The organism is Cupriavidus sp. GA3-3 (genome assembly GCF_000389805.1).
GTDB classification, from domain to species: domain Bacteria; phylum Pseudomonadota; class Gammaproteobacteria; order Burkholderiales; family Burkholderiaceae; genus Cupriavidus; species Cupriavidus necator_D.
The window spans coordinates 40,550-58,678 of record NZ_KB944465.1 but is presented as its reverse complement, the minus strand read 5'-3'; the positions used below and the strand labels follow the sequence as shown (position 1 = coordinate 58,678).

The window sequence follows — 18,129 nt, the reverse complement described above, 5'->3', positions numbered from 1 at the left end:
CACCATGAAACTCCAGTTCACCAAGATGCACGGCGCGGGCAACGACTTTGTCGTGCTCGACGGCATCCACCAGCAGATCGACCTGACCCCGGCGCAATGGCGTGCGCTGGCCAGCCGGCATTTCGGCGTTGGCGCTGACCAGATCCTGATCGTTGAAAAGCCGTCCCGCCCCGATGTCGACTTCCGCTACCGGATCGTCAATGCCGATGGCAGCGAGGTGGAGCACTGCGGCAACGGCGCGCGCTGCTTTGTGCGTTTTGTCACCGACAAGGGCATGACCGACAAGCGCTCGGTGCGCGTCGAAGTGATGAACGGCGTCATTACCCTGACGCTGCAGGACGACGGCCAGGTCACGGTGGACATGGGTGCGCCCGAACTGGAACCGGCGCGCGTGCCGTTCCGTGCGGAAGGCCTGCCCACCCGCGCGGAAGGCGCGGACACGCTGTACGGCCTGGAGGTCAACGGCCGCACCGAATGGATCTCGGCGGTATCGATGGGCAATCCGCACGCGGTGCAGGTGGTGGACGACGTGGAGAACTTCCCGGTGCTGCAGGACGGCCCGGTGGTGGAGCACCATGCCGCCTTCCCCAACCGCGTCAATGCCGGCTTCATGCAGGTGCAGGACCGCCATGCCATCCGGCTGCGCGTCTACGAACGCGGTGCCGGCGAAACCCTGGCCTGCGGCACCGGCGCCTGCGCGGCCGTGGTGGCCGGCATCCGGCGCGGCCTGCTGGACTCGCCGGTGCGGGTGCATACCCACGGCGGCGATCTGACCATTGCCTGGGACGGCGGCGCGGAACCGGTGCGCATGACCGGCCCGGCCACCACCGTGTTTGAAGGCAGCATTGACCTGGCAGCCCTGCCGGCCTGACCATAGGGGCTGTGCGCCCCTGTCCACACGCCCCGCATTCCTTGCCGCGGAGCCCCAGCCGGGGCGCTCATTCCCTTGATCTTGCTGGTCAGACCGATGGAGCGCCCATGCCGCTGGACGATTTCCGCATTACCTCGGGCAAGCGTTTTCGCCTTGCCGACTTCGACCCGGGCAGCAAGCCGCTGTCGTGCGGCAAGAAAGAAGAAGACCTGGCCCGCATCATCGAGCTGAGCAACGCCCTCGACGCGCAGCAGGATATCTTTTACGCCGAGCACCGGCGCAGGCTGCTGGTGGTGCTGCAGGGCATGGATACCAGCGGCAAGGACGGCACCGTGCGCGGCGTGTTCCGCAGCTTCGATCCGCTGGGCATCCGCGTGGTGGGCTTCAAGTCCCCGTCGCCGGAGGAACTGGCGCGCGACTTTCTATGGCGCATCCACCTGCAGGTTCCGAAGACGGGCGAGATCGTGGTCTTCAACCGCAGCCACTATGAAGACGTACTGATCACGCGCGTGCACAACTGGATCGACGCCGCCGAGTGCGAGCGGCGCTTCCGCCAGATCCGGGACTTCGAGTCGATGCTGACCGAGACCGGCACCACCATCGTCAAGTGCTTCCTGCACATATCACGCGACGAGCAGAAGGCACGGCTCGAAGCGCGCCTGGCGGATCCGGAGAAACACTGGAAGTTCGACACCAACGACCTCGCCGAGCGCAAGCACTGGAAGGCCTACATGGACGCCTACGAGGCTGCCATCATGGCGACCAGCACGCCCGAATGCCCGTGGTACGTGGTGCCGGCCGACTCCAAGACACACCGCAACCTGATGGTGGCGGAGATCCTGACCAGGGTCTTCGAGGACCTGAAGCCGGCCTACCCGCCCGCCCGGCCGGAACTGGCCAGTACCAAGGTCGACTGAGCCGCCCGGCCGCCTCAGCCACCGTTGCCGCGGTGCACGTCGTGCGTGACGAAGGGGTGCTCGCGGCTGGGCATCGCCAGCCATTGCGGGTGGCGCAGGGTCTGGCGGATATCGTCCAGCCCGCTGGTCCAGTGCTCATGCATGGTGAGCGCGCCGAACTGGTAGTCCTTGGCCAGGTTCTCGAACGACTTGTCGCGGTAGATCAGCTGGATTACGTTGCGGCGCGCGTCGCAGGCCTGCTCCGCCGCGCGGCGGTACCAGGCGTTGTCGCGCTTTGACGGCGGCACCAGCGCCATTACCTCGTTGAGCATGCGGCGCATGTTCTGCTGCTCGCGCATGTAGTCGGTAATGGCCCGCGTGCGGCTGGAGTACTGGATGTCCTTCTGGCGCTCGGCCACGTCGACCAGGTCGTGCGGCAGCTTGCCGCGCGCGCTCCACAGGTCGACCTGGAAAATCAGCGCGTCGCGCCGCGGCTGCGCCGTCAGCACCTCGGCCAGCGGCGTGTTCGATACCAGCCCGCCATCCCAGTAGTACTCGCCATCGATCTCCACCGCCGGAAAGCCCGGCGGCAGCGCGCCCGAGGCCATGAAATGCTCGGGGCAGAGCTTGTCGCGGGTATTGTCGAAGTAGGCGAAATTGCCGGTGCGCACATTGACCGCCCCCACCGAGACGCGCATCAGGTCGGGGCGGTGGTTGATCAGGTCGAAGTCGGCAAAACGCTCGAGCGTCGCCTTCAGCGGCGTGGTGTCGTAGAAGCTGACATGGCTCGGGTCCGAGTAGCGCGACATCAGCTCCGGCCAGCCGCGCGGCTGGAAGAAGCCACGCTGGCCTTCCAGCATGGCACGCGCTGCATGCAGGCCATCGAACCAGATCCGCATTGGCTCGGGCCAGCCTTCGGCATGGTCGGCGAACCAGGAATGCGACAGGCTGGGCAGCCACGGCTGCGCGCAGATGTACTCCCAGAAGGCGCGCAGTTGTTCCACGCGGCGCCGGGGCGGATTGCCGGCGATGATGGCGGCGTTGAGCGCACCGATCGAGATGCCGGCAACCCAGTTCGGGTAGATGCCGCCCTCGGCAAGGCCCTGGTACACGCCGGCCTGGTAGGCCCCGAGCGCGCCGCCGCCCTGCAGCACCAGCGCGCGCACGGCATAGGCCTCGTGCGCCGGCCGGTCCGGGGCCTTGGCGGCCCGGCGCACCGGCTTGCGCGGCTGCACCTGCGCGCCGCGTTCGGCCAGGGAATCGGCATTGGCGCCGCTTTCAGCCTTGGCCTGCGTTGGCTGCCGTGCCATCTGCCGTGCCGTCTTTTCCTGCCGCTCTTGCGGCACTTGCCGTACTTGCCGCTCCTGCCGTTCTTTTTCCGCCACGCCGCGCTCCTGCCGATTGGAAAGTCCGCCTGCCCGCCAGATGCTTAACGGGCGCCGCTTGGCGGCGCCCCTTGCCATCAACGGTTTCAGACGCCGTAGCGCTGACGATAGGCCGCCACCGCCTCGCGCGAGGCCGACAGCGCGGGGTCCTGCGACGCATCGAGGTAAGCCAGCAGGTCCTTCAGGCTGGCGATGGCGATCACCGGGATGCCATACTCACGCTGCACGTCCTGCACGGCGGAATGGGTGCCGACCTGCTCGGCGGTACCGCTCTTCTCCATGCGGTCCAGTGCGATCAGCACCGCGGCCGGCTCGGCGCCGGCGGCGCGGATCATGTTTACCGATTCGCGCACCGAGGTACCGGCGGAGATCACGTCGTCGACGATGACCACCTTGCCCTGCAGCTTGGCCCCGACCAGCGTGCCGCCTTCGCCGTGGTCCTTGGCTTCCTTGCGGTTGTAGGCGAAGCCGACGTCACGTCCCATGCCAGCCAGCGCCACCGCGGTGGCCGACGCCAGCGTGATGCCCTTGTAGGCCGGCCCGAACAGCACGTCGAACTGCACGCCCGAGGCCAGCAGCGTTTTGGCATAGAATTGCGCCACCTCGCCCAGCATCGCACCCTGGTTGAACAGGCCGGCATTGAAGAAGTAAGGCGACTTGCGGCCTGCCTTGGTGACGAACTCGCCAAACGACAGCACGCCCGCATCGAGCGCAAAGCGGATAAAGGTCTGGCTGAGATCGGCACCCGCGGGCGGTTTCTGCTGCGTCATCATTTCTCTCTGAATTCAAAATTTCCCCGAATGTTACGGATTATCAGCGCCAACCTCAACGGCATCCGCTCCGCGTCGAAGAAGGGCTTTTTCGACTGGATGGGCAAGCAGGACGCGGACATGGTCTGCGTGCAGGAACTGAAGGCCCAGGAGGCCGACATGACCGAAGCGTTCCTGGCGCCACATGGCTACCATGGTTTTTTCCATTACGCCGAGAAGAAGGGCTACAGCGGCGTGGGCCTGTACACGCGGCACAAGCCGGAGCGGGTGGTCACCGGCTTCGGTAATTCCGAGTTCGACAGCGAGGGCCGCTACGTCGAAGTGCAGTATCCGCACCTGGCAGTGATCTCGGTCTACGTGCCGTCGGGTTCCAGCGGCGAGGAACGCCAGCTTGCCAAGTTCCGCTTCATGGAAGCGTTCCTGCCGCACCTGTTGCAACTCAAGGCGAGCGGGCGCGAGATCGTGCTGTGCGGCGACGTCAACATCGCGCACAAGGAAATCGACATCAAGAATTGGAAGGGCAACCTGAAGAACTCAGGCTTCCTGCCGGAGGAGCGCGCCTGGATCGGCGAACTGTTCGACGTCCATGGCTATGTGGACGTGTTCCGCAAGCTGGATCCGCGCCCCGAGCAGTACACGTGGTGGAGCAACCGCGGCCAGGCCTATGCCAAGAACGTGGGATGGCGGATCGATTACCACCTGGCCACGCCGAAGATCGCCGATACCGCGCGGCTTTGCTCGATCTACAAGGACGAGAAGTTCAGCGACCACGCGCCGCTGTCGATCGATTACGCCTATCCGCTCTGAGCGCAGCCATCAGGCCGCCCGGACCTCCTCAAGCAGTTCCGGGTGGCGGTCCAGCAGCCTGAGCAGTTTTACCAGCGCAAGCGGCGGCTTGGTCCGGCCAGTCTCGTAGCGCGAGAATGCATTGACCCCGCCGCCGAAGATCTCTGCGGCTTCGCGCTGGTCGAGGTGGAGTTTCTTGCGGACTTGCATGATGTAAGTCGGATCGACAAGCGAGGCGTTGACTTGCTTGTTGAAGGCGAGCGCCAGCGGTCCGATCCGCTCTTCCTCTTCCTGGCCCAGCACACCTTCTCCACACTGAGCACACCAGTCGGCAAGGACCGCTTCGATTACCGTGGACTCGCCACGGTAGGTATAGACAAAGTCTTTCCGCCCCCTTTCGAGTTCGGCGCCTCCACATACTGGGCATCGCATAGACAGCTCCTCTGGCAAGGCGGCGCACGCGCTAGCGCGCCTTGAACGACACAATCAGGACTTCCTCGGTCACTGTCAGCTTCAGGTATATCGCTCCATACGATGTGCATGGGCGATACACATCCTGCCAGACGGTATGGTCGACGTAGGTCGTCATGCTTTTGTAGAAGTCGGCGGGCTGGATCCTGGCGACTACATCAAGGACGTCGCCGCGGGCGAGACACATGTTCCTGGCGCCCTGGAACGCTGCCATCGTCAAGCTGACCCGCCCTGCCGCAATCAACTCCCGGACCCGCCACAGCGGGTAATGCGCCGTTCCCTTCCCCATGCAAATTAACCTACTTGGTTAGAAGCTGCAAGCCGCGAACTGTGCCAAATCGCAATAATCCAATCCGTACAAACCCCTGCGACCGGCCCCCATCCCCGCTACAATGCAGGTTCCCCACAGCGCCCGGCAGGGGAGATTTCTCATATCCAAAGCATTCCCCCGCACTTCATTGAGTGAGTCAGCCATGGTTTTCAAAGTGTTCGTCGATGGTCAGGAAGGCACCACCGGTCTCCGGCTGCTTGACTATCTTTCCGGCCGTTCCGACGTGGAACTGCTGCGCATTGCCGATGACAAGCGCAAGGACCCGGCCGAACGAGCACGATTCCTGAATGCCGCCGACGTCGCCTTCCTGTGCCTGCCCGATGTGGCCTCGCGCGAGGCGGTATCGCTGGTGACCAACCCGAACACCTGCGTGATCGACGCCAGCACGGCGTTCCGCACCGCCGACAGCTGGGCCTACGGCCTGCCCGAGCTGGCGCGCGGCCAGCGCGAGAAGATCCGCGACAGCAAGCGCATTGCGGTGCCGGGCTGCCACGCCAGCGCCTTCGTGCTGGCAGTGCGTCCGCTGGTGGACGCCGGCGTGCTGCCAGCCGACTACCCGGTTTCGGCGTTCTCGCTGACCGGCTACAGCGGCGGCGGCAAGTCGATGATTGCCGAGTTCGAAGCCGGCGGTAACCCGAAGCTGGACAGCCCGCGTCCGTACGCGCTGGGCCTGGAACACAAGCACCTGCCCGAGATGCGCGTGCAGGCCGGCCTGGCGCAGGCGCCGGTCTTCAACCCGATCGTCGGCAACTTCCTGAAGGGCCTGGCGGTGACGGTGCCGGTGTTCACGGACCGGCTGGCGCGCAAGGTCAGCGCCGAGCAGATCGTCGAGATCTACCGCAAGCACTATGAAGGCGAGCAGTTCGTGCGCGTGATGCCGTACAACAGCGCCGACAACCTCGACGGCGGCTTCTTCGACGTGCAGGCCAACAACGACACCAACCGTGTCGACCTGTTCGTGTTCGGCAATGCCGAGCGCCTGAACCTGGTGGCTCGCCTGGACAACCTGGGCAAGGGCGCGGCCGGCGCCGCGGTGCAATGCATGAACGTGCATGTGGGCGCCGACGAGGCCACGGGGCTGCGCGCCTGACGCTGCAGCCAGCCCTGAATGAGGAAAAAGCCGGCATTGCCGGCTTTTTTCATTGGCGTCAGCGGACCGCTCAGCGTTGCAGCGGCTTTTGCCGGTCGTCGTCGCCGCTGTCCACCGGCGCGCCGCCCAGGCCCGCCATATTGGCGCGGTATGGCGGCAGCTTCTCCACCGTGGTATTGCTCGCGCGCGCATAGAGCGGCAGCACCTCCGGCAGGTGCTTCTCCAGGTCGGCGATGCGGCTCCGCCCGGACGGATGCGTGGACAGGAACTCGGTGCCGGACTGGCTCACCTTGCCCATTTTCTGCCACAGCGACACCGCGGCGCGCGGATCATAGCCGGCGCGCGCGGCGATATCCATGCCGATCAGGTCCGCCTCGGATTCATCCGCACGCGAGAAGCGCAGCGTCAGCAGGTGGGCGCCGGTGCCGAGCGCCATATTGCCAAGGTTGCCGAAGCCGAACAGCTGCGAGATCACGTTGGCGCCGAGGTTGGTGATCTCGGACTTGGCGGCGCGCTCGCGCGCATGCTCCTGCAGCGCGTGGGCGATCTCGTGGCCCATCGCCATGGCGATCTCGTCGTCGGTCAGCTTGAGCTGGTCGAGCAACCCGGTATAGAAAGCGATCTTGCCGCCCGGCATGCAGAACGCATTGACCTGCCTGGAGCCGATCAGGTTGATCTCCCACTGCCACTGCCGCGCGCGCTCGTTCCAGCGTGCGGTCTGCGGCAGCAGCCGCTTGCCGATCGTGCGCAGGCGCACCAGCTGAGGGTTGTCGGCGGCGGCCAGTGCATGCTTGGCGATGGCTTCCTGCTTGAGCTGCTCGTATTCCTGCGCGGCCTGCTGCTCGATGGCCTCGACCGGCACGATCTTGCGCACGGCCGAGCCGCTGCGGTCCAGCCGGATGCCGCCAGCCTCGCTGTCCTGCGCCTGGGCGGGCAGGCACCAGGCCATGGGCGCCGCCACCGCGGCCAGCGCCAGCGCGCGGACCAGCCGGTCACGGGTAGGACGCTGAACACCTTGCAGGCGGCGGAGCATTTGCGGTTCCTCGGACGCAGTGGAAGACCAGGCAGGCGGATCGGTGATCCGCGGCAACGATGCCGTGCCGGATGTGGCGGGCAGGCAAACAGGTGATGCAATAATACACGGCGCCCGCGCAGCCGCGCGGCGCTTCACGCCGGCCCGTTCATGACCTTCCAGACCTATCTCGATATCTTCCGCAACCGCCGCATCGGCGCCATGCTGGCGCTGGGCTTCGCCTCCGGGCTGCCGCTGGCGCTGACCTCCGGCACCCTGCAGGCATGGATGACGGTCGAGGGGCTGGATATCAAGACCATCGGCTTCTTCTCGCTGGTGGGCCAGGCCTATATCTTCAAGTTCCTGTGGGCGCCGCTGATGGACCGCTACACGCCGCCGCTGCTGGGGCGCCGGCGCGGCTGGCTGCTGGTGACGCAGCTGGGGCTGGTGCTGGGCATCGCCGGCATGGCCTTCTGCCCGCCGCGCGAGGCGCTGTGGACGCTGGCGGCGCTGGCCACGCTGGTGGCCTTCCTGTCGGCCTCGCAGGACATCGTCTTCGACGCCTACAGCACCGACGTGCTGCGCCCGCCCGAGCGCGGCGCCGGCGCGGCGGTCAAGGTGCTGGGCTACCGGCTGGCGATGCTGGTCTCGGGCGGCCTGGCGTTATGGCTGGCCGACCGCGTGCTGGGCTGGCAGCAGACCTACCTGCTGATGGCGGCGCTGATGGGCGTGGGTATCGTCACGCTGCTGTGGGCACCGGAACCCGACGTGCCCGCACGCGCGCCGCGCTCGCTGGAAGAGGCGGTGGTCGGGCCGCTGCGCGACTTCTTTGGCCGCCAGGGCGCGTGGTGGCTGCTGCTGCTGATCGTGCTGTACAAGCTCGGCGACGCCTTTGCCGGCAGCCTGTCGACCACCTTCCTGATCCGCGGCGTGGGCTTCTCGGCGGGCGAGGTGGGCATCGTCAACAAGACCCTGGGGCTGGCCGCCACCATCATCGGCGCGCTGTTCGGCGGCACGCTGATGGTGCGCCTGGGCCTGTACCGCTCGCTGATGCTGTTCGGCGTGCTGCAGGCGGTGTCTAACCTGGGCTACTGGATCCTCGCGGTGACGCCGCCGCACCTGTGGACCATGGGAGCGACCATTGCGGTCGAAAACCTGTGCGGGGGCATGGGCACGGCGGCCTTCGTGGCGCTGCTGATGACGCTGTGCAACCGCTCGTTCTCGGCCACGCAGTACGCGCTGCTGTCGGCGCTGGCGTCGGTGGGCCGGGTCTATGTGGGGCCCACTTCCGGCTATATGGTCGAGGCCTGGGGCTGGGCGCCGTTCTACCTGGGCACCGTGGTGGTGGCGCTGCCCGGCGTGATGCTGCTCTGGGCCATGCGCCACACCGTGCATCGCTACGAGGCCCAGGCGCGCGAAGCGATCGCCTGAGCCCGCGCCTGCCTCACTCCTTGTAGTAGACGATCTGGTGCGAGCTGGCGATCAGCTCGCCGCCGGCGCTCCATAGCTGCGCGCGCTGGTCGAAGAAGCCCTGCCTGAACACCTGCGCCTGCGCGCTGGCCAGCACGTGGCTGTCGCCCAGCGCCGCCAGCGTGGCCGCGTCGGCATGGAAATAGGTGGTCATCGACACCGTGCCGGCCGGCACGAAGCCCGCGCGCTTGAGGAAGATGCGCGGGTAGAAGCTGTCGGCCCAGGCCGCCACCGCGGCAAAGTCCGGCGTGCGCGCCGGCGCGTCGCGCAGCCAGAACTGCGTCAGGCTGTCCGGGTGCTCGGTGCCGGCCTCGGCGGTCGGCTTGGCGCCGCGCACCGGGCGCATGTCGTAGGACTTGAGCCAGCGCACCGGCGCAAACCCGCTCATCGCCACGAGGGCTTCGGCCGCCGGCACCTCCGGCATCAGCGCCTCGCCGCAGGCCCAGGTCTCGCGGCGCACCGCAAACATGGCGGTGGCGGTGGTGGCCACGGCATCGCCCTGGCGCAGCTCCAGCGTCCAGTGCTGGGTCGAGCGGTTGGTGCGCACCGGGCGCGCCTCGATCTCGAACGGACCCTCGGCGATCGGCCCGGCAAAGTTGACCGTCAGCGAGACCGGGTCGCCCAGGCGCTGCGGATGGTCCAGCGCCGCCTGCAGCAGCGTGGCGGCGGTGATGCCGCCGAACGGACCGATCATGTTCCAGTACTCGGGCGTGGTGCGGCCCAGGAAGCGGTGCTCGCCGGCCGGCTCCAGCGCCAGCGCGTCGTCAAAGGGATGGAGCGGCCTGGCGGCGGTGGCCGCCCGGGTCTGGGGCGCAGTGGACATGGCTGGTATGGGTTGGTGACTCGCAGGGAATAGCACGATCGTTCGATCGCTCTGCCTACACTAACCGTAGTCAGCGTTCGGGTCAAGACGCCAGTATTCCAGCCGCTGGCACCGTGGCGCCCGCATCAGCCTTGCACCCGCCGCCGCAGCGGCAGGCTCCAGCCCAGCTGGTTGGCGACCACGCCCAGCAGCACCAGCGCCATGCCGGCGATCTGCAGCGGGCCCAGCACCACGCCGAACACCATCACGTCGATCACGATCGCCACCAGCGGATAGATAAAGGACAGTGTGGCGATCGACACGACGTTGAGCCGCTGGAACGCGCCATACAGCAGCGTGTACATCACGCCCGTATGCACCAGCCCCAGCGCCAGCAGCGCGGCCCAGGTGCCGGTGCCATAGCTGCCGGCCGCGGGATGTGCCAGCGGCGCCAGCATCAGCACGCCCAGCACCATCTGCAGCCCGGCGATCTGGCCTGGCGGGATGGCCTGCAGCCGCCGCGTGGCCAGGGTCGTCACCGCATACAGCAGTGCCGCCAGCAGGCCCAGGCCGATGCCGGCCAGCATCGCAGTGCCAGTGGCGCCATGCTCCAGCCCGGTGATCAGCATCACCCCGGCAAAGGCCAGCACCAGCCATGGCAGCCGCGCGAACGGGAACGGCTCGCGCTGGATCACCGAGGTCAGCAGCAGCAGGAAGAACGGCTGGGTGTGGTAGACCACCGTGGCAATGGCGATGCCGCTGTACGCATACGCCGAGAACAAGGCCAGCCAGTTGAGCACCAGCGTGACGCCGCCCAGCGCCAGCCAGCCAAGCTGCGCGCGGCTCATCCGCACCCAGCCGCGCTGCAGCGTCAGCACGCCCAGCAGCGCCGCGCCGCCGAACAGGCAGCGGAAGAAGACCACATCGAGCGGCGGCTGGCCGCTGGTGACCACGAACCAGCCGATGGTGCCGGACAGCAGCATGGCCGCGACCATGCGCCAGGCGCCGCCTGGCAAGGGTTGTTGCGAGGGCATGACGGACTCCGGTCAGACAATGGCCGCATTGTTCCATCATGCGATCTGCTCAACAATCCCCTCAGAGCTCAATTAGTATTTGATCTGAAGTCAAAGAAAGAGGACGTGCCATGCCGGATATGCCACTTAATGCGATGGCCGTGTTTGCGCGCGTGGTCGAGTGCGGCAGCTTTTCGGCTGCCGCACTCGACCTGGGCATGACGCCGTCGGCGGTCAGCCGGCACGTCTCCCGGCTGGAAGCCACGCTCGGCGCCAGCCTGCTGCAGCGGACCACGCGCGCCTTTGCATTGACTGAGCTGGGCCAGTCGGTCTACGCCGCCTGCGCCCGCATGACCGCGGCAGCGCGCGACGTCACCGCGCTGGCCGGCGAGCACGGCGGCACGCCGCATGGCGTGCTGCGCGTGAGCGCGCCGGTCTCGTTCGGGCAGGCCTGGCTGGCGCCGCGGCTGCCGGCGCTGCTGGCCAGATACCCGGGGCTGGACCTGCAGCTGACGCTGGCCGACCGCATGGTCGACCTGGTCGAAGAAGGGATGGACGTGGCCGTACGCATCGCGCGCGAACTGGCGCCCGGGCTGGCTGCGCGCCCGCTGCGCGAGGTGCGCTACCGGCTGGTGGCCTCGCCCGGCTACCTGGCCCGCCACGGCACGCCGGCCACGCCCGCCGACCTGCCCGCCGCACGCTGCCTGTACCTGGGCTACGGCAACTTCGGCGAGCGCTGGGCCATGCGCCACCAGGCCGGCGGCGAGAAAGTGGAGGTGCGCATCCCGCCGCGCCTGACGCTGAACAACAGCCTGGCGATCATGAGCATGGTGGAGCGCGATGCCGGCATCGGGCTGGTGCCGGACTTCTCATTGGGCGATGCGCTGGACCAGGGCCGGGTCGTCACCGTGCTGGCCGACTGGGACATCCTCGAACCCTACATCGGCACGGCCTACGCGGTCTACACGCCCACCCGGCATGTACCGCCCAAGGTGCGCGCCTTTGTCGATCACCTGGCCGGCACCGCCGACGACGCGCCGCGCTGATCACCGCGCCGACTGGCCCAGGACCCGGCGCAGCAACCACAGCATCGCGCCGCGCACGCGCACGGCATCGGCCCCGGCCTCGATCTCCAGCGCGGCCCGGTCGAATGCCGCCGACAGCAGCGGCGCCACATCGCCCTGCGGGTCCACGCCCGCGGCCTCCAGCCCCTCGCGCAGCGTGCGGGCGGCGTTGGCGTCGTCCAGCGCGAGCATTTCGCGCAGTCCCAGCACCGCCGGCCCTTCCACCAGCAGCAGGCGCGTGCGGCCCGGCACCGTCATTGCGTCCAGGTAGGCCTGCGCCCCGGCGATCAGGGCGTCCGCGGCATCCAGCCCCGCGGGCGCCGCGGCTTCAATATCGTCCGCCACCGCGGCAGCCTCCTCCGCCAGCACGTGCCGGAACAGGTCGCGCTTGTCGGCGAAATGGTGGTACAGCGCGCCGCGCGTGATGCGGGCGGCGGCGCAGATGTCAGGGGTAGAGGTCTCCCCGTAGCCGCGGCTGACAAACAGCGTGCGCGCGGCATCGAGCAGCGCCTGCCGGGTTGCCCCGGTACGTTCGCGGTTGGATCTGGCCACCATTGCCTCCTTGCATACATGCAGCCTGTATCTTAATATGGATTTACATACAGGCTGCATGTATCTGAATAACAGAGGAGCATCCATGAAAATCACCAGCTACTACCCCGTCATCATGACCGGCGAGGTTGCCGGCACGGCCGCGTTCTACCAGCGCCATTTCGGCTTTGTGGCGCTGTTCACCAGCGACTGGTACGTGCACCTGCAACTGGCCGGCGATCCGTCGGTCAACCTCGCGGTGCTGGACGGCACCCACGAGACCATCCCCGCCCCGGCCCGGGGCCAGCGCGCCAGGGGATTGCTGCTGAACTTCGAAGTGGAAGACCCGGATGCGGTCCATGACCGCCTGCGGGCGGCCGGGCTGCCGATCCTGCTGCCGCTGCGCGACGAGGCCTTCGGGCAGCGGCATTTCATTACCGCCGACCCGAACGGCGTGCTGATCGACATCATCAAGCCGATCCCGCCGTCGGGGGAGTTTGCCGCGCAGTACGAGGCGGGCGCGCTGCCTAGCTGACGCGCCTGGCTCAGGCCGCGCAGACCCGGTACACCGCCAGGCTGCCGCGCCAGTTGCCGCCCCAGTTGACGGTCACGCCTTCGTGCATCACCACGCGGTCGATCACGCGCAGGCCGACCTTGGGCGCCAGCGCCTCGAAGTCGCTGATGGTCAGCACGCGCACATTGGGCGTGTTGTACCACTGGTAGGGCAGAGATTCCGATACCGGCATGCGGCCGCGGAACACCGACAGCCGGTGCGGCCAGTAGCCGAAGTTCGGGAACGAGACGATGCACTCGCGCCCCACCCGCAGCGTGTCGCGCAGCACCTGCGCGGTGTTGTGGATGGTCTGCAGCGTCTGCGACAGGATCACCGTGTCGAAGCTCTTGTCCTCGAACAGCGCCAGCCCGCCCTCCAGGTTCTGCTGGATGACATGGACGCCCTTCTGCGCGCACGCCAGCACGCCTTCGTCGCGGATCTCGATGCCGTAGGCCTGCACGTCGAGCTCGTCCTGCAGCACGCGCAGCAGGCTGCCGTCGCCGCAGCCCAGGTCGAGCACGGTGGAATGGGGTTCGATCCAGCGCGCGATTGCGCGGAAATCGGGGCGCAGCGCCAGGATATTGGGATTGGCCAGTGCGTTCATGCGCCGATCTCCTCTGCGATACGGTCGTAGTAGGCGCGCATCAGGTTGTGATAGCGCGGGTCGTCGAGCAGGAAGGCATCGTGGCCGTGCGGCGCATCGATCTCGGCGTACGAGACCGGGCGCTTGTTGTCCAGCAGCGCCTTGACCAGCTCGCGGCTGCGGCTGGGCGCGAAGCGCCAGTCGGTGCCGAAGCTCGCCACCAGGAAGCTGGCCTGGGTCTGCGCCATCGCGCGCGTCAGGTCGCCGCCGAAGGCCAGCGCCGGGTCGAAGTAGTCGAGCGCGCGCGTGATCAGCAGGTAGGTGTTGGCGTCGAAGTACTCGGCGAACTTGTCGCCCTGGTAGCGCAGGTAGCTCTCCACCTGGAACTCGACATCGAAGGAGAAGCGGATGTCGTCGGTCTTCAGCTCGCGGCCGAATTTCTCGGCCATGTCCTCGTCCGACAGGTAGGTGATATGGCCGATCATGCGCGCCACGCGCAGGCCGCGCTTGGGCTTGACGCCATGCGCGTAGTAGTTGCCGCCGTGGAAATCAGGGTCCGACAGGATGGCGCTGCGCGCGACCTCGTTGAAGGCGATATTCTGCGCCGAGAGCTTGGGTGTGGACGCGACCACGATGCAGTGGCGCAGGCGCTCCGGGTACAGCAGGCTCCAGGCCACCGCCTGCATGCCGCCCAGGCTGCCGCCCATCACCGCGGCGAACTGCGTGATGCCGAACGCGTCGGCCACGAGCACCTGCGCATTGACCCAGTCTTCCACCGTCACCACCGGGAACGCCGCGCCGTAGGGCGCGCCGGTGGCCGGATTGAGGCTCATCGGGCCGGTCGAGCCGAAGCACGAGCCCAGGTTGTTGACGCCGATGACGAAAAAGCGATTGGTATCGAGCGGCTTGCCGGGCCCGACCATGTTGTCCCACCAGCCCACGTCGCGCGGGTCTTCCGCATAGACGCCGGCCACATGGTGCGAGGCATTGAGCGCGTGGCACACCAGCACCGCGTTGGAGCGGGCCGCATTGAGCGTGCCATAGGTCTCGACCATCAGGTCGTAGCCGGCAATGGACGAGCCGTTGCGCAGCTTCAGCGGCTCGGCAAAGTGCATGCGCTGCGGCGCAACCACGCCGACCGAATCGGGCGGCAGGTCGAACGCGGCAGGCGCGGCGGTCGGCAGGGCGACATCAGTCATGGAATCCGGCCCGTGGCGAACGGGCATAAAAAAACCCGACCGGCATTTGCGTATAAAGCGTCGCAGCCAAGTCGGGATTCACTGGATTCCTTGCGGGATTCCGCGTGCCGGCGCCATCCACTACCGTGGAGGCATGGGGCGCCGACCCAACCTCTTTAGCCGCATTTGTAGTGGCAACCCGGAACTTGGTCCCTTGGCTGCCGCGCGCCCGCAAGCCAGTCATCAAATCGGCGCGACCGGGCAATTATAGAGCAATCGGCCCGGCATGTTGATTTAGAACCCATTTCACAATGAAGATGGGGACGCGTTCAAGCCAGGCGCGGCGCAGGCTAGGCGCGGGCCGCCGGCCTTGGTCATTCCAAGGTCAAGGCCCGTAACGACGCATGCGCCGCGCCTGGCTTGAACCCGAAGGGAAGGCTGCTGCCGGGCCCCTTCTTCATTGTGAAATGGGTTCTTAACCCAGCAAGACCCTCAGGTGCGCCTCGGCATGGTCCGACGGCGACTTGCGGAAGCCGCTCTTGGCATAGCGGTGCCACTGGCCCTGCACCACCGCCATGATCAGCGCCGCGCGTGCGGGAATATCGGCATCCGCCGGGAACGCGGCCTGCGTCACCGCCATCTTCAGGCACTGGCGCAGCGAGGCCTCGATGCGGTCCACCACCTGGTTGATGCGCTCCTGCAGGCGTTCGTGCTCGCCCACCAGCGCCTCGCCGGTCAGCACGCGCGTCATGCCAGGGTTCTTCTCGGCAAACGACAGCAGCATGCGCACAATGGCGTGGGCCTGGCGCAGGCCGTGCTCTTCCTTGTCGGTGATCTGGTTGATCAGGCCGAACACGGTCTGCTCGATAAAGCCGATCAGGCCCTCGTACATCTGCGCCTTGCTGGCGAAATGGCGGTACAGCGCCGCCTCCGACACGCTCAGGCGCGCGGCCAGCGCCGCCGTTGTGATCTTCTCCCCGCGCGGGTGCTCCAGCATGGTGGCCAGGGTCTGCAGGATCTGCACGCGGCGCTCGCCCGGGCGCGGGCGCTTGCGCGCCGGCGTGGCCGGCGGCTGGCCTCCGTCCTGCGCATCCTGCGCACTGCCTGAAATGACCGCCTCTGGCTCGCGCCCGTTGCTTTGCGTCATGACCCGATTCTCCGCATTCGTCGTTGGAGTTGATGCATCGATTGTACTTTTATGTCCACATAGGCCGGCCGGTTCGGCACGCGGGCGCGCACGCGCCGCACGTTGTCGGGCTGCGCCTGCGGTGCCTGGGTCTCCGCGGCCACCAGCGTCACCGACTGCTCCTGCGCGGCGTGGCCGACATGGCGCCGGTCCTCCGCCTCCAGCGTCGAGCGTACCGCGGCATCGCGCCGGCTGCCGTCGTCGCGCACCGCGGGCACCTCATGCGGGCGCGATGGCGCGATCGTGCGCAGGTAGCCCGTCACCCACGCGGTGCGGATGCCGGTGCCGGCATAGCGCTTGAGGTGCGACACGGTGTCTTCCACCAGCACCGCGCGATGTGGCGCGATGCGGGTCTGCACCAGCAACCGGCGCAGCATGCGGCGGTCCGGCTTGGGCCGCAGGTGGCCATGCACCCACATCTGCTCGATTGCCACCACGCGCTCGAAACAATGCCGTATGCCCGCTATCTCTAGCACCGCCCGCGCGTAGTCCTGCGGCGCATTGGTGACCAGGATCTTGCGCCCCGGCAGGCGCCGCAGGTGCGCGGCCAGCCCGCGCCGCACCCGCACCATGTCGGCCAGCGCCGGGAATTCATGCGCGGCGCGCAGGAAGTCAGCCGGATCCACGCCGTGGTGCCGGATCATGCCGAGCAGCGTGGCGCCGTAGCGCTGCCAGTAGTCCACGCGCACGCGGCTGGCGGTGGCCTCGTCGCAGCCGAGCACGCGCGCCACGTAGTCGGTCATCAGCCGGTTGATGGCCGGGAAGATCGCGTGCGAGGCGTCGTGCAGGGTGTTGTCGAGATCGAACAGCCAGACCGTATCGCCCGAGGTATTGCCCGCGGGGCGGCGGCAGAGGCGAGCGCGGACACGGCGCGGAGAAGGAAGACTGGAAGGCACGCCGGGCAAACTCGGAGGGTGATGGGATAACCGGGGCGGCCGGCCGCTGCCGGCACCGCCCCGAGGCTCCGCTCAGTGCGAGCGGATCATGGTGCCGAAGGCCTGCTCGGTCAGGATTTCCAGCAGCAGCGAATGCTCGATGCGGCCGTCGATGATGTGCACCGAATGCACGCCGCTCTTGGCCGCATCCAGCGCCGACGAGATCTTCGGCAGCATGCCGCCCGAGATGGTGCCGTCGGCGAACAGCTCTTCGATCTCGCGCGCGGACAGGTCGGTCAGCAGGTTGCCCTTCTTGTCCATCACGCCCGGGATGTTGGTCATCATCACCAGCTTCTCGGCCTTCAGGATCTCGGCCATCTTGCCGGCAACCACGTCGGCGTTGATGTTGTAGGCCTGGCCGTCGTCGGAGAAGCCGATCGGCGAGATCACCGGGATAAAGGCGTCGTCCTGCAGCGCCTTGACCACCGCGGGGTTGATCGCCTCGATGTCGCCGACGTAGCCGATATCGATGAACGCCCCCGGGTTCTCGCGGTCCGGCATCTGCAAGCGCTTGGCGCGGATCAGGCCGCCGTCCTTGCCGGTCAGGCCCACGGCCTGGCCGCCGTACTGGTTGATCAGCATCACGATGTCCTGCTGGACCTCACCGCCCAGCACCCACTCGACCACTTCCATGGTCTCTTCGTCGGTGACGCGCATGCCCTGCACGAAGGTGCCGACCTTGCCGACCTTCTTCAGTGCCTCATCGATCTGCGGGCCGCCGCCGTGCACCACCACCGGGTTCATGCCGACCAGCTTGAGCAGGATCACGTCGCGCGCGAAGCCATGCTTGAGCTTCTCTTCGGTCATGGCATTGCCGCCGTACTTGACCACGATGGTCTTGCCGTGGAACTTGCGGATATACGGCAGGGCCTCGGCGAGGATCTCGGCTTTCAGCGCGGGAGCAATGGCGGCCACCGTGGTTGCGGCAGGCCCGGGGTTGTCGGCGTTCATGGGGGACATCCGTGAGAATCAACAGGTATGATGGCTAATCGGCCACGTAGCCAGGGATAACCAACGGGGATCGCCCGAAAGTGCGCCATCCGGCCATGGCAGGCGCCGATTTTACAAGAAACCGCGCGGGGCGCGAGTCAACCGGCCGAACGTGGTCCCGCGAACCGCCTGCAAGCGCCCCACGGGGCACCAACGCGTTCCGTCCACGCAACAACGTGCCACCACTCAGCCGTTTGGCCTGCGCCGCGGCA

Annotated in this window: 20 protein-coding genes; 7 read left to right on the top strand and 13 right to left on the bottom strand. The window is 67.3% G+C overall.

Annotated elements, in window-relative coordinates:
• Positions 1-4 precede the first annotated feature (4 nt).
• Both dapF and C265_RS06520 read left to right on the top strand, forming a co-directional pair.
• Positions 5-871 carry a diaminopimelate epimerase gene (gene dapF, locus C265_RS06525; RefSeq protein WP_010813315.1) on the top strand — a complete coding sequence of 289 codons (867 nt, stop codon included), beginning with the start codon at positions 5-7 and terminating at the stop codon, positions 869-871.
• Positions 872-978: 107 nt separating this feature from the next.
• A complete protein-coding gene (locus tag C265_RS06520; protein WP_010813314.1) occupies positions 979-1,788 on the top strand; it encodes a polyphosphate kinase 2 family protein in 810 nt (269 codons plus the stop codon).
• A 14-nt stretch (positions 1,789-1,802) separates the two neighbouring features.
• On the opposite strand, the gene C265_RS06515 is transcribed toward C265_RS06520, so the two are convergent.
• Together C265_RS06515 and pyrE are read right to left on the bottom strand one after the other, a co-directional pair.
• A complete protein-coding gene (locus tag C265_RS06515) occupies positions 1,803-3,077 on the bottom strand; it encodes a patatin-like phospholipase family protein (protein ID WP_010813313.1) in 1,275 nt (424 codons plus the stop codon).
• Between the two features lie 161 nt (positions 3,078-3,238).
• The gene (pyrE, locus tag C265_RS06510; RefSeq protein ID WP_010813312.1) at positions 3,239-3,925 is read right to left on the bottom strand and encodes an orotate phosphoribosyltransferase; all 687 of its coding nucleotides are present in this window, start codon (positions 3,923-3,925) and stop codon (positions 3,239-3,241) included.
• A 27-nt stretch (positions 3,926-3,952) separates the two neighbouring features.
• On the opposite strand from pyrE, the gene C265_RS06505 reads away from it, so the two are divergent.
• Positions 3,953-4,729 carry an exodeoxyribonuclease III gene (locus C265_RS06505; protein ID WP_010813311.1) on the top strand — a complete coding sequence of 259 codons (777 nt, stop codon included), beginning with the start codon at positions 3,953-3,955 and terminating at the stop codon, positions 4,727-4,729.
• Between the two features lie 9 nt (positions 4,730-4,738).
• Here C265_RS06505 and C265_RS06500 read toward each other — a convergent pair whose 3' ends face one another.
• Together C265_RS06500 and C265_RS06495 are read right to left on the bottom strand one after the other, a co-directional pair.
• Positions 4,739-5,140 carry a type II toxin-antitoxin system MqsA family antitoxin gene (locus tag C265_RS06500; RefSeq protein WP_010813310.1) on the bottom strand — a complete coding sequence of 134 codons (402 nt, stop codon included), beginning with the start codon at positions 5,138-5,140 and terminating at the stop codon, positions 4,739-4,741.
• A 31-nt stretch (positions 5,141-5,171) separates the two neighbouring features.
• Positions 5,172-5,468 carry a type II toxin-antitoxin system MqsR family toxin gene (locus tag C265_RS06495; RefSeq protein WP_010813309.1) on the bottom strand — a complete coding sequence of 99 codons (297 nt, stop codon included), beginning with the start codon at positions 5,466-5,468 and terminating at the stop codon, positions 5,172-5,174.
• A 184-nt stretch (positions 5,469-5,652) separates the two neighbouring features.
• Here C265_RS06495 and argC point away from each other — a divergent pair, with 184 nt between their 5' ends.
• Positions 5,653-6,600 (top strand): N-acetyl-gamma-glutamyl-phosphate reductase, encoded by a 948-nt coding sequence (gene argC, locus C265_RS06490; RefSeq protein WP_010813308.1) that lies wholly within the window; start codon positions 5,653-5,655, stop codon positions 6,598-6,600.
• A gap of 70 nt (positions 6,601-6,670) precedes the next feature.
• On the opposite strand, the gene C265_RS06485 is transcribed toward argC, so the two are convergent.
• Positions 6,671-7,633: a M48 family metallopeptidase gene (locus tag C265_RS06485; protein WP_010813307.1), complete on the bottom strand. Its 963-nt coding sequence runs from the start codon at positions 7,631-7,633 to the stop codon at positions 6,671-6,673.
• A 150-nt stretch (positions 7,634-7,783) separates the two neighbouring features.
• Here C265_RS06485 and C265_RS06480 point away from each other — a divergent pair, with 150 nt between their 5' ends.
• The gene (locus C265_RS06480; RefSeq protein WP_010813306.1) at positions 7,784-9,043 is read left to right on the top strand and encodes a muropeptide transporter; all 1,260 of its coding nucleotides are present in this window, start codon (positions 7,784-7,786) and stop codon (positions 9,041-9,043) included.
• Between the two features lie 13 nt (positions 9,044-9,056).
• On the opposite strand, the gene C265_RS06475 is transcribed toward C265_RS06480, so the two are convergent.
• Both C265_RS06475 and C265_RS06470 read right to left on the bottom strand, forming a co-directional pair.
• Entirely contained in the window at positions 9,057-9,905 is an 849-nt protein-coding gene (locus C265_RS06475) for an acyl-CoA thioesterase II (protein ID WP_010813305.1), read from the bottom strand.
• Positions 9,906-10,030: 125 nt separating this feature from the next.
• Complete coding sequence (locus C265_RS06470) at positions 10,031-10,918, bottom strand: DMT family transporter (RefSeq protein ID WP_010813304.1); 888 nt, start codon at positions 10,916-10,918, stop codon at positions 10,031-10,033.
• Positions 10,919-11,028: 110 nt separating this feature from the next.
• On the opposite strand from C265_RS06470, the gene C265_RS06465 reads away from it, so the two are divergent.
• Positions 11,029-11,943, top strand: coding sequence for a LysR family transcriptional regulator (locus C265_RS06465; RefSeq protein ID WP_011614405.1), 915 nt, complete (start codon positions 11,029-11,031; stop codon positions 11,941-11,943).
• Here C265_RS06465 and C265_RS06460 read toward each other — a convergent pair whose 3' ends face one another.
• Positions 11,944-12,516 carry a TetR/AcrR family transcriptional regulator gene (locus C265_RS06460; protein ID WP_010813302.1) on the bottom strand — a complete coding sequence of 191 codons (573 nt, stop codon included), beginning with the start codon at positions 12,514-12,516 and terminating at the stop codon, positions 11,944-11,946. It lies immediately after the preceding gene.
• Between the two features lie 82 nt (positions 12,517-12,598).
• Between C265_RS06460 and C265_RS06455 the strand changes: the two genes are divergently transcribed.
• Complete coding sequence (locus tag C265_RS06455; RefSeq protein WP_010813301.1) at positions 12,599-13,027, top strand: VOC family protein; 429 nt, start codon at positions 12,599-12,601, stop codon at positions 13,025-13,027.
• A gap of 10 nt (positions 13,028-13,037) precedes the next feature.
• On the opposite strand, the gene metW is transcribed toward C265_RS06455, so the two are convergent.
• The 5 genes from metW to argB form a co-directional block, all read right to left on the bottom strand.
• Positions 13,038-13,649 (bottom strand): methionine biosynthesis protein MetW, encoded by a 612-nt coding sequence (metW, locus tag C265_RS06450; protein WP_010813300.1) that lies wholly within the window; start codon positions 13,647-13,649, stop codon positions 13,038-13,040.
• Entirely contained in the window at positions 13,646-14,827 is a 1,182-nt protein-coding gene (locus C265_RS06445; RefSeq protein ID WP_010813299.1) for a homoserine O-acetyltransferase, read from the bottom strand. The genes metW and C265_RS06445 overlap by 4 nt, the downstream gene beginning before the upstream one ends.
• Positions 14,828-15,281: 454 nt before the next feature.
• Complete coding sequence (gene slmA / locus C265_RS06440) at positions 15,282-15,953, bottom strand: nucleoid occlusion factor SlmA (protein WP_010813298.1); 672 nt, start codon at positions 15,951-15,953, stop codon at positions 15,282-15,284.
• Positions 15,950-16,888 carry a pyrimidine 5'-nucleotidase gene (locus C265_RS06435; RefSeq protein ID WP_010813297.1) on the bottom strand — a complete coding sequence of 313 codons (939 nt, stop codon included), beginning with the start codon at positions 16,886-16,888 and terminating at the stop codon, positions 15,950-15,952. Before C265_RS06435 ends, slmA begins: the two co-directional genes overlap by 4 nt.
• Positions 16,889-16,960: 72 nt before the next feature.
• Positions 16,961-17,878 (bottom strand): acetylglutamate kinase, encoded by a 918-nt coding sequence (argB, locus tag C265_RS06430; RefSeq protein ID WP_010813296.1) that lies wholly within the window; start codon positions 17,876-17,878, stop codon positions 16,961-16,963.
• Positions 17,879-18,129: the final 251 nt, after the last annotated feature.

Coding starts and splice junctions, on each gene's coding strand:
- argC (WP_010813308.1), top strand. CDS start 5,653: ATGGTTTTCAAAGTGTTCGTCGATGGTCAGGAAGGCACCACCGGTCTC.
- C265_RS06470 (WP_010813304.1), bottom strand. CDS start 10,918: ATGCCCTCGCAACAACCCTTGCCAGGCGGCGCCTGGCGCATGGTCGCG.
- C265_RS06455 (WP_010813301.1), top strand. CDS start 12,599: ATGAAAATCACCAGCTACTACCCCGTCATCATGACCGGCGAGGTTGCC.
- argB (WP_010813296.1), bottom strand. CDS start 17,878: ATGAACGCCGACAACCCCGGGCCTGCCGCAACCACGGTGGCCGCCATT.
- C265_RS06460 (WP_010813302.1), bottom strand. CDS start 12,516: ATGGTGGCCAGATCCAACCGCGAACGTACCGGGGCAACCCGGCAGGCG.
- metW (WP_010813300.1), bottom strand. CDS start 13,649: ATGAACGCACTGGCCAATCCCAATATCCTGGCGCTGCGCCCCGATTTC.
- dapF (WP_010813315.1), top strand. CDS start 5: ATGAAACTCCAGTTCACCAAGATGCACGGCGCGGGCAACGACTTTGTC.
- C265_RS06520 (WP_010813314.1), top strand. CDS start 979: ATGCCGCTGGACGATTTCCGCATTACCTCGGGCAAGCGTTTTCGCCTT.
- C265_RS06445 (WP_010813299.1), bottom strand. CDS start 14,827: ATGACTGATGTCGCCCTGCCGACCGCCGCGCCTGCCGCGTTCGACCTG.
- C265_RS06480 (WP_010813306.1), top strand. CDS start 7,784: ATGACCTTCCAGACCTATCTCGATATCTTCCGCAACCGCCGCATCGGC.
- C265_RS06505 (WP_010813311.1), top strand. CDS start 3,953: ATGTTACGGATTATCAGCGCCAACCTCAACGGCATCCGCTCCGCGTCG.
- pyrE (WP_010813312.1), bottom strand. CDS start 3,925: ATGATGACGCAGCAGAAACCGCCCGCGGGTGCCGATCTCAGCCAGACC.
- C265_RS06495 (WP_010813309.1), bottom strand. CDS start 5,468: ATGGGGAAGGGAACGGCGCATTACCCGCTGTGGCGGGTCCGGGAGTTG.
- C265_RS06515 (WP_010813313.1), bottom strand. CDS start 3,077: ATGGCACGGCAGCCAACGCAGGCCAAGGCTGAAAGCGGCGCCAATGCC.
- C265_RS06485 (WP_010813307.1), bottom strand. CDS start 7,633: ATGCTCCGCCGCCTGCAAGGTGTTCAGCGTCCTACCCGTGACCGGCTG.
- C265_RS06465 (WP_011614405.1), top strand. CDS start 11,029: ATGCCGGATATGCCACTTAATGCGATGGCCGTGTTTGCGCGCGTGGTC.
- C265_RS06500 (WP_010813310.1), bottom strand. CDS start 5,140: ATGCGATGCCCAGTATGTGGAGGCGCCGAACTCGAAAGGGGGCGGAAA.
- slmA (WP_010813298.1), bottom strand. CDS start 15,953: ATGACGCAAAGCAACGGGCGCGAGCCAGAGGCGGTCATTTCAGGCAGT.
- C265_RS06475 (WP_010813305.1), bottom strand. CDS start 9,905: ATGTCCACTGCGCCCCAGACCCGGGCGGCCACCGCCGCCAGGCCGCTC.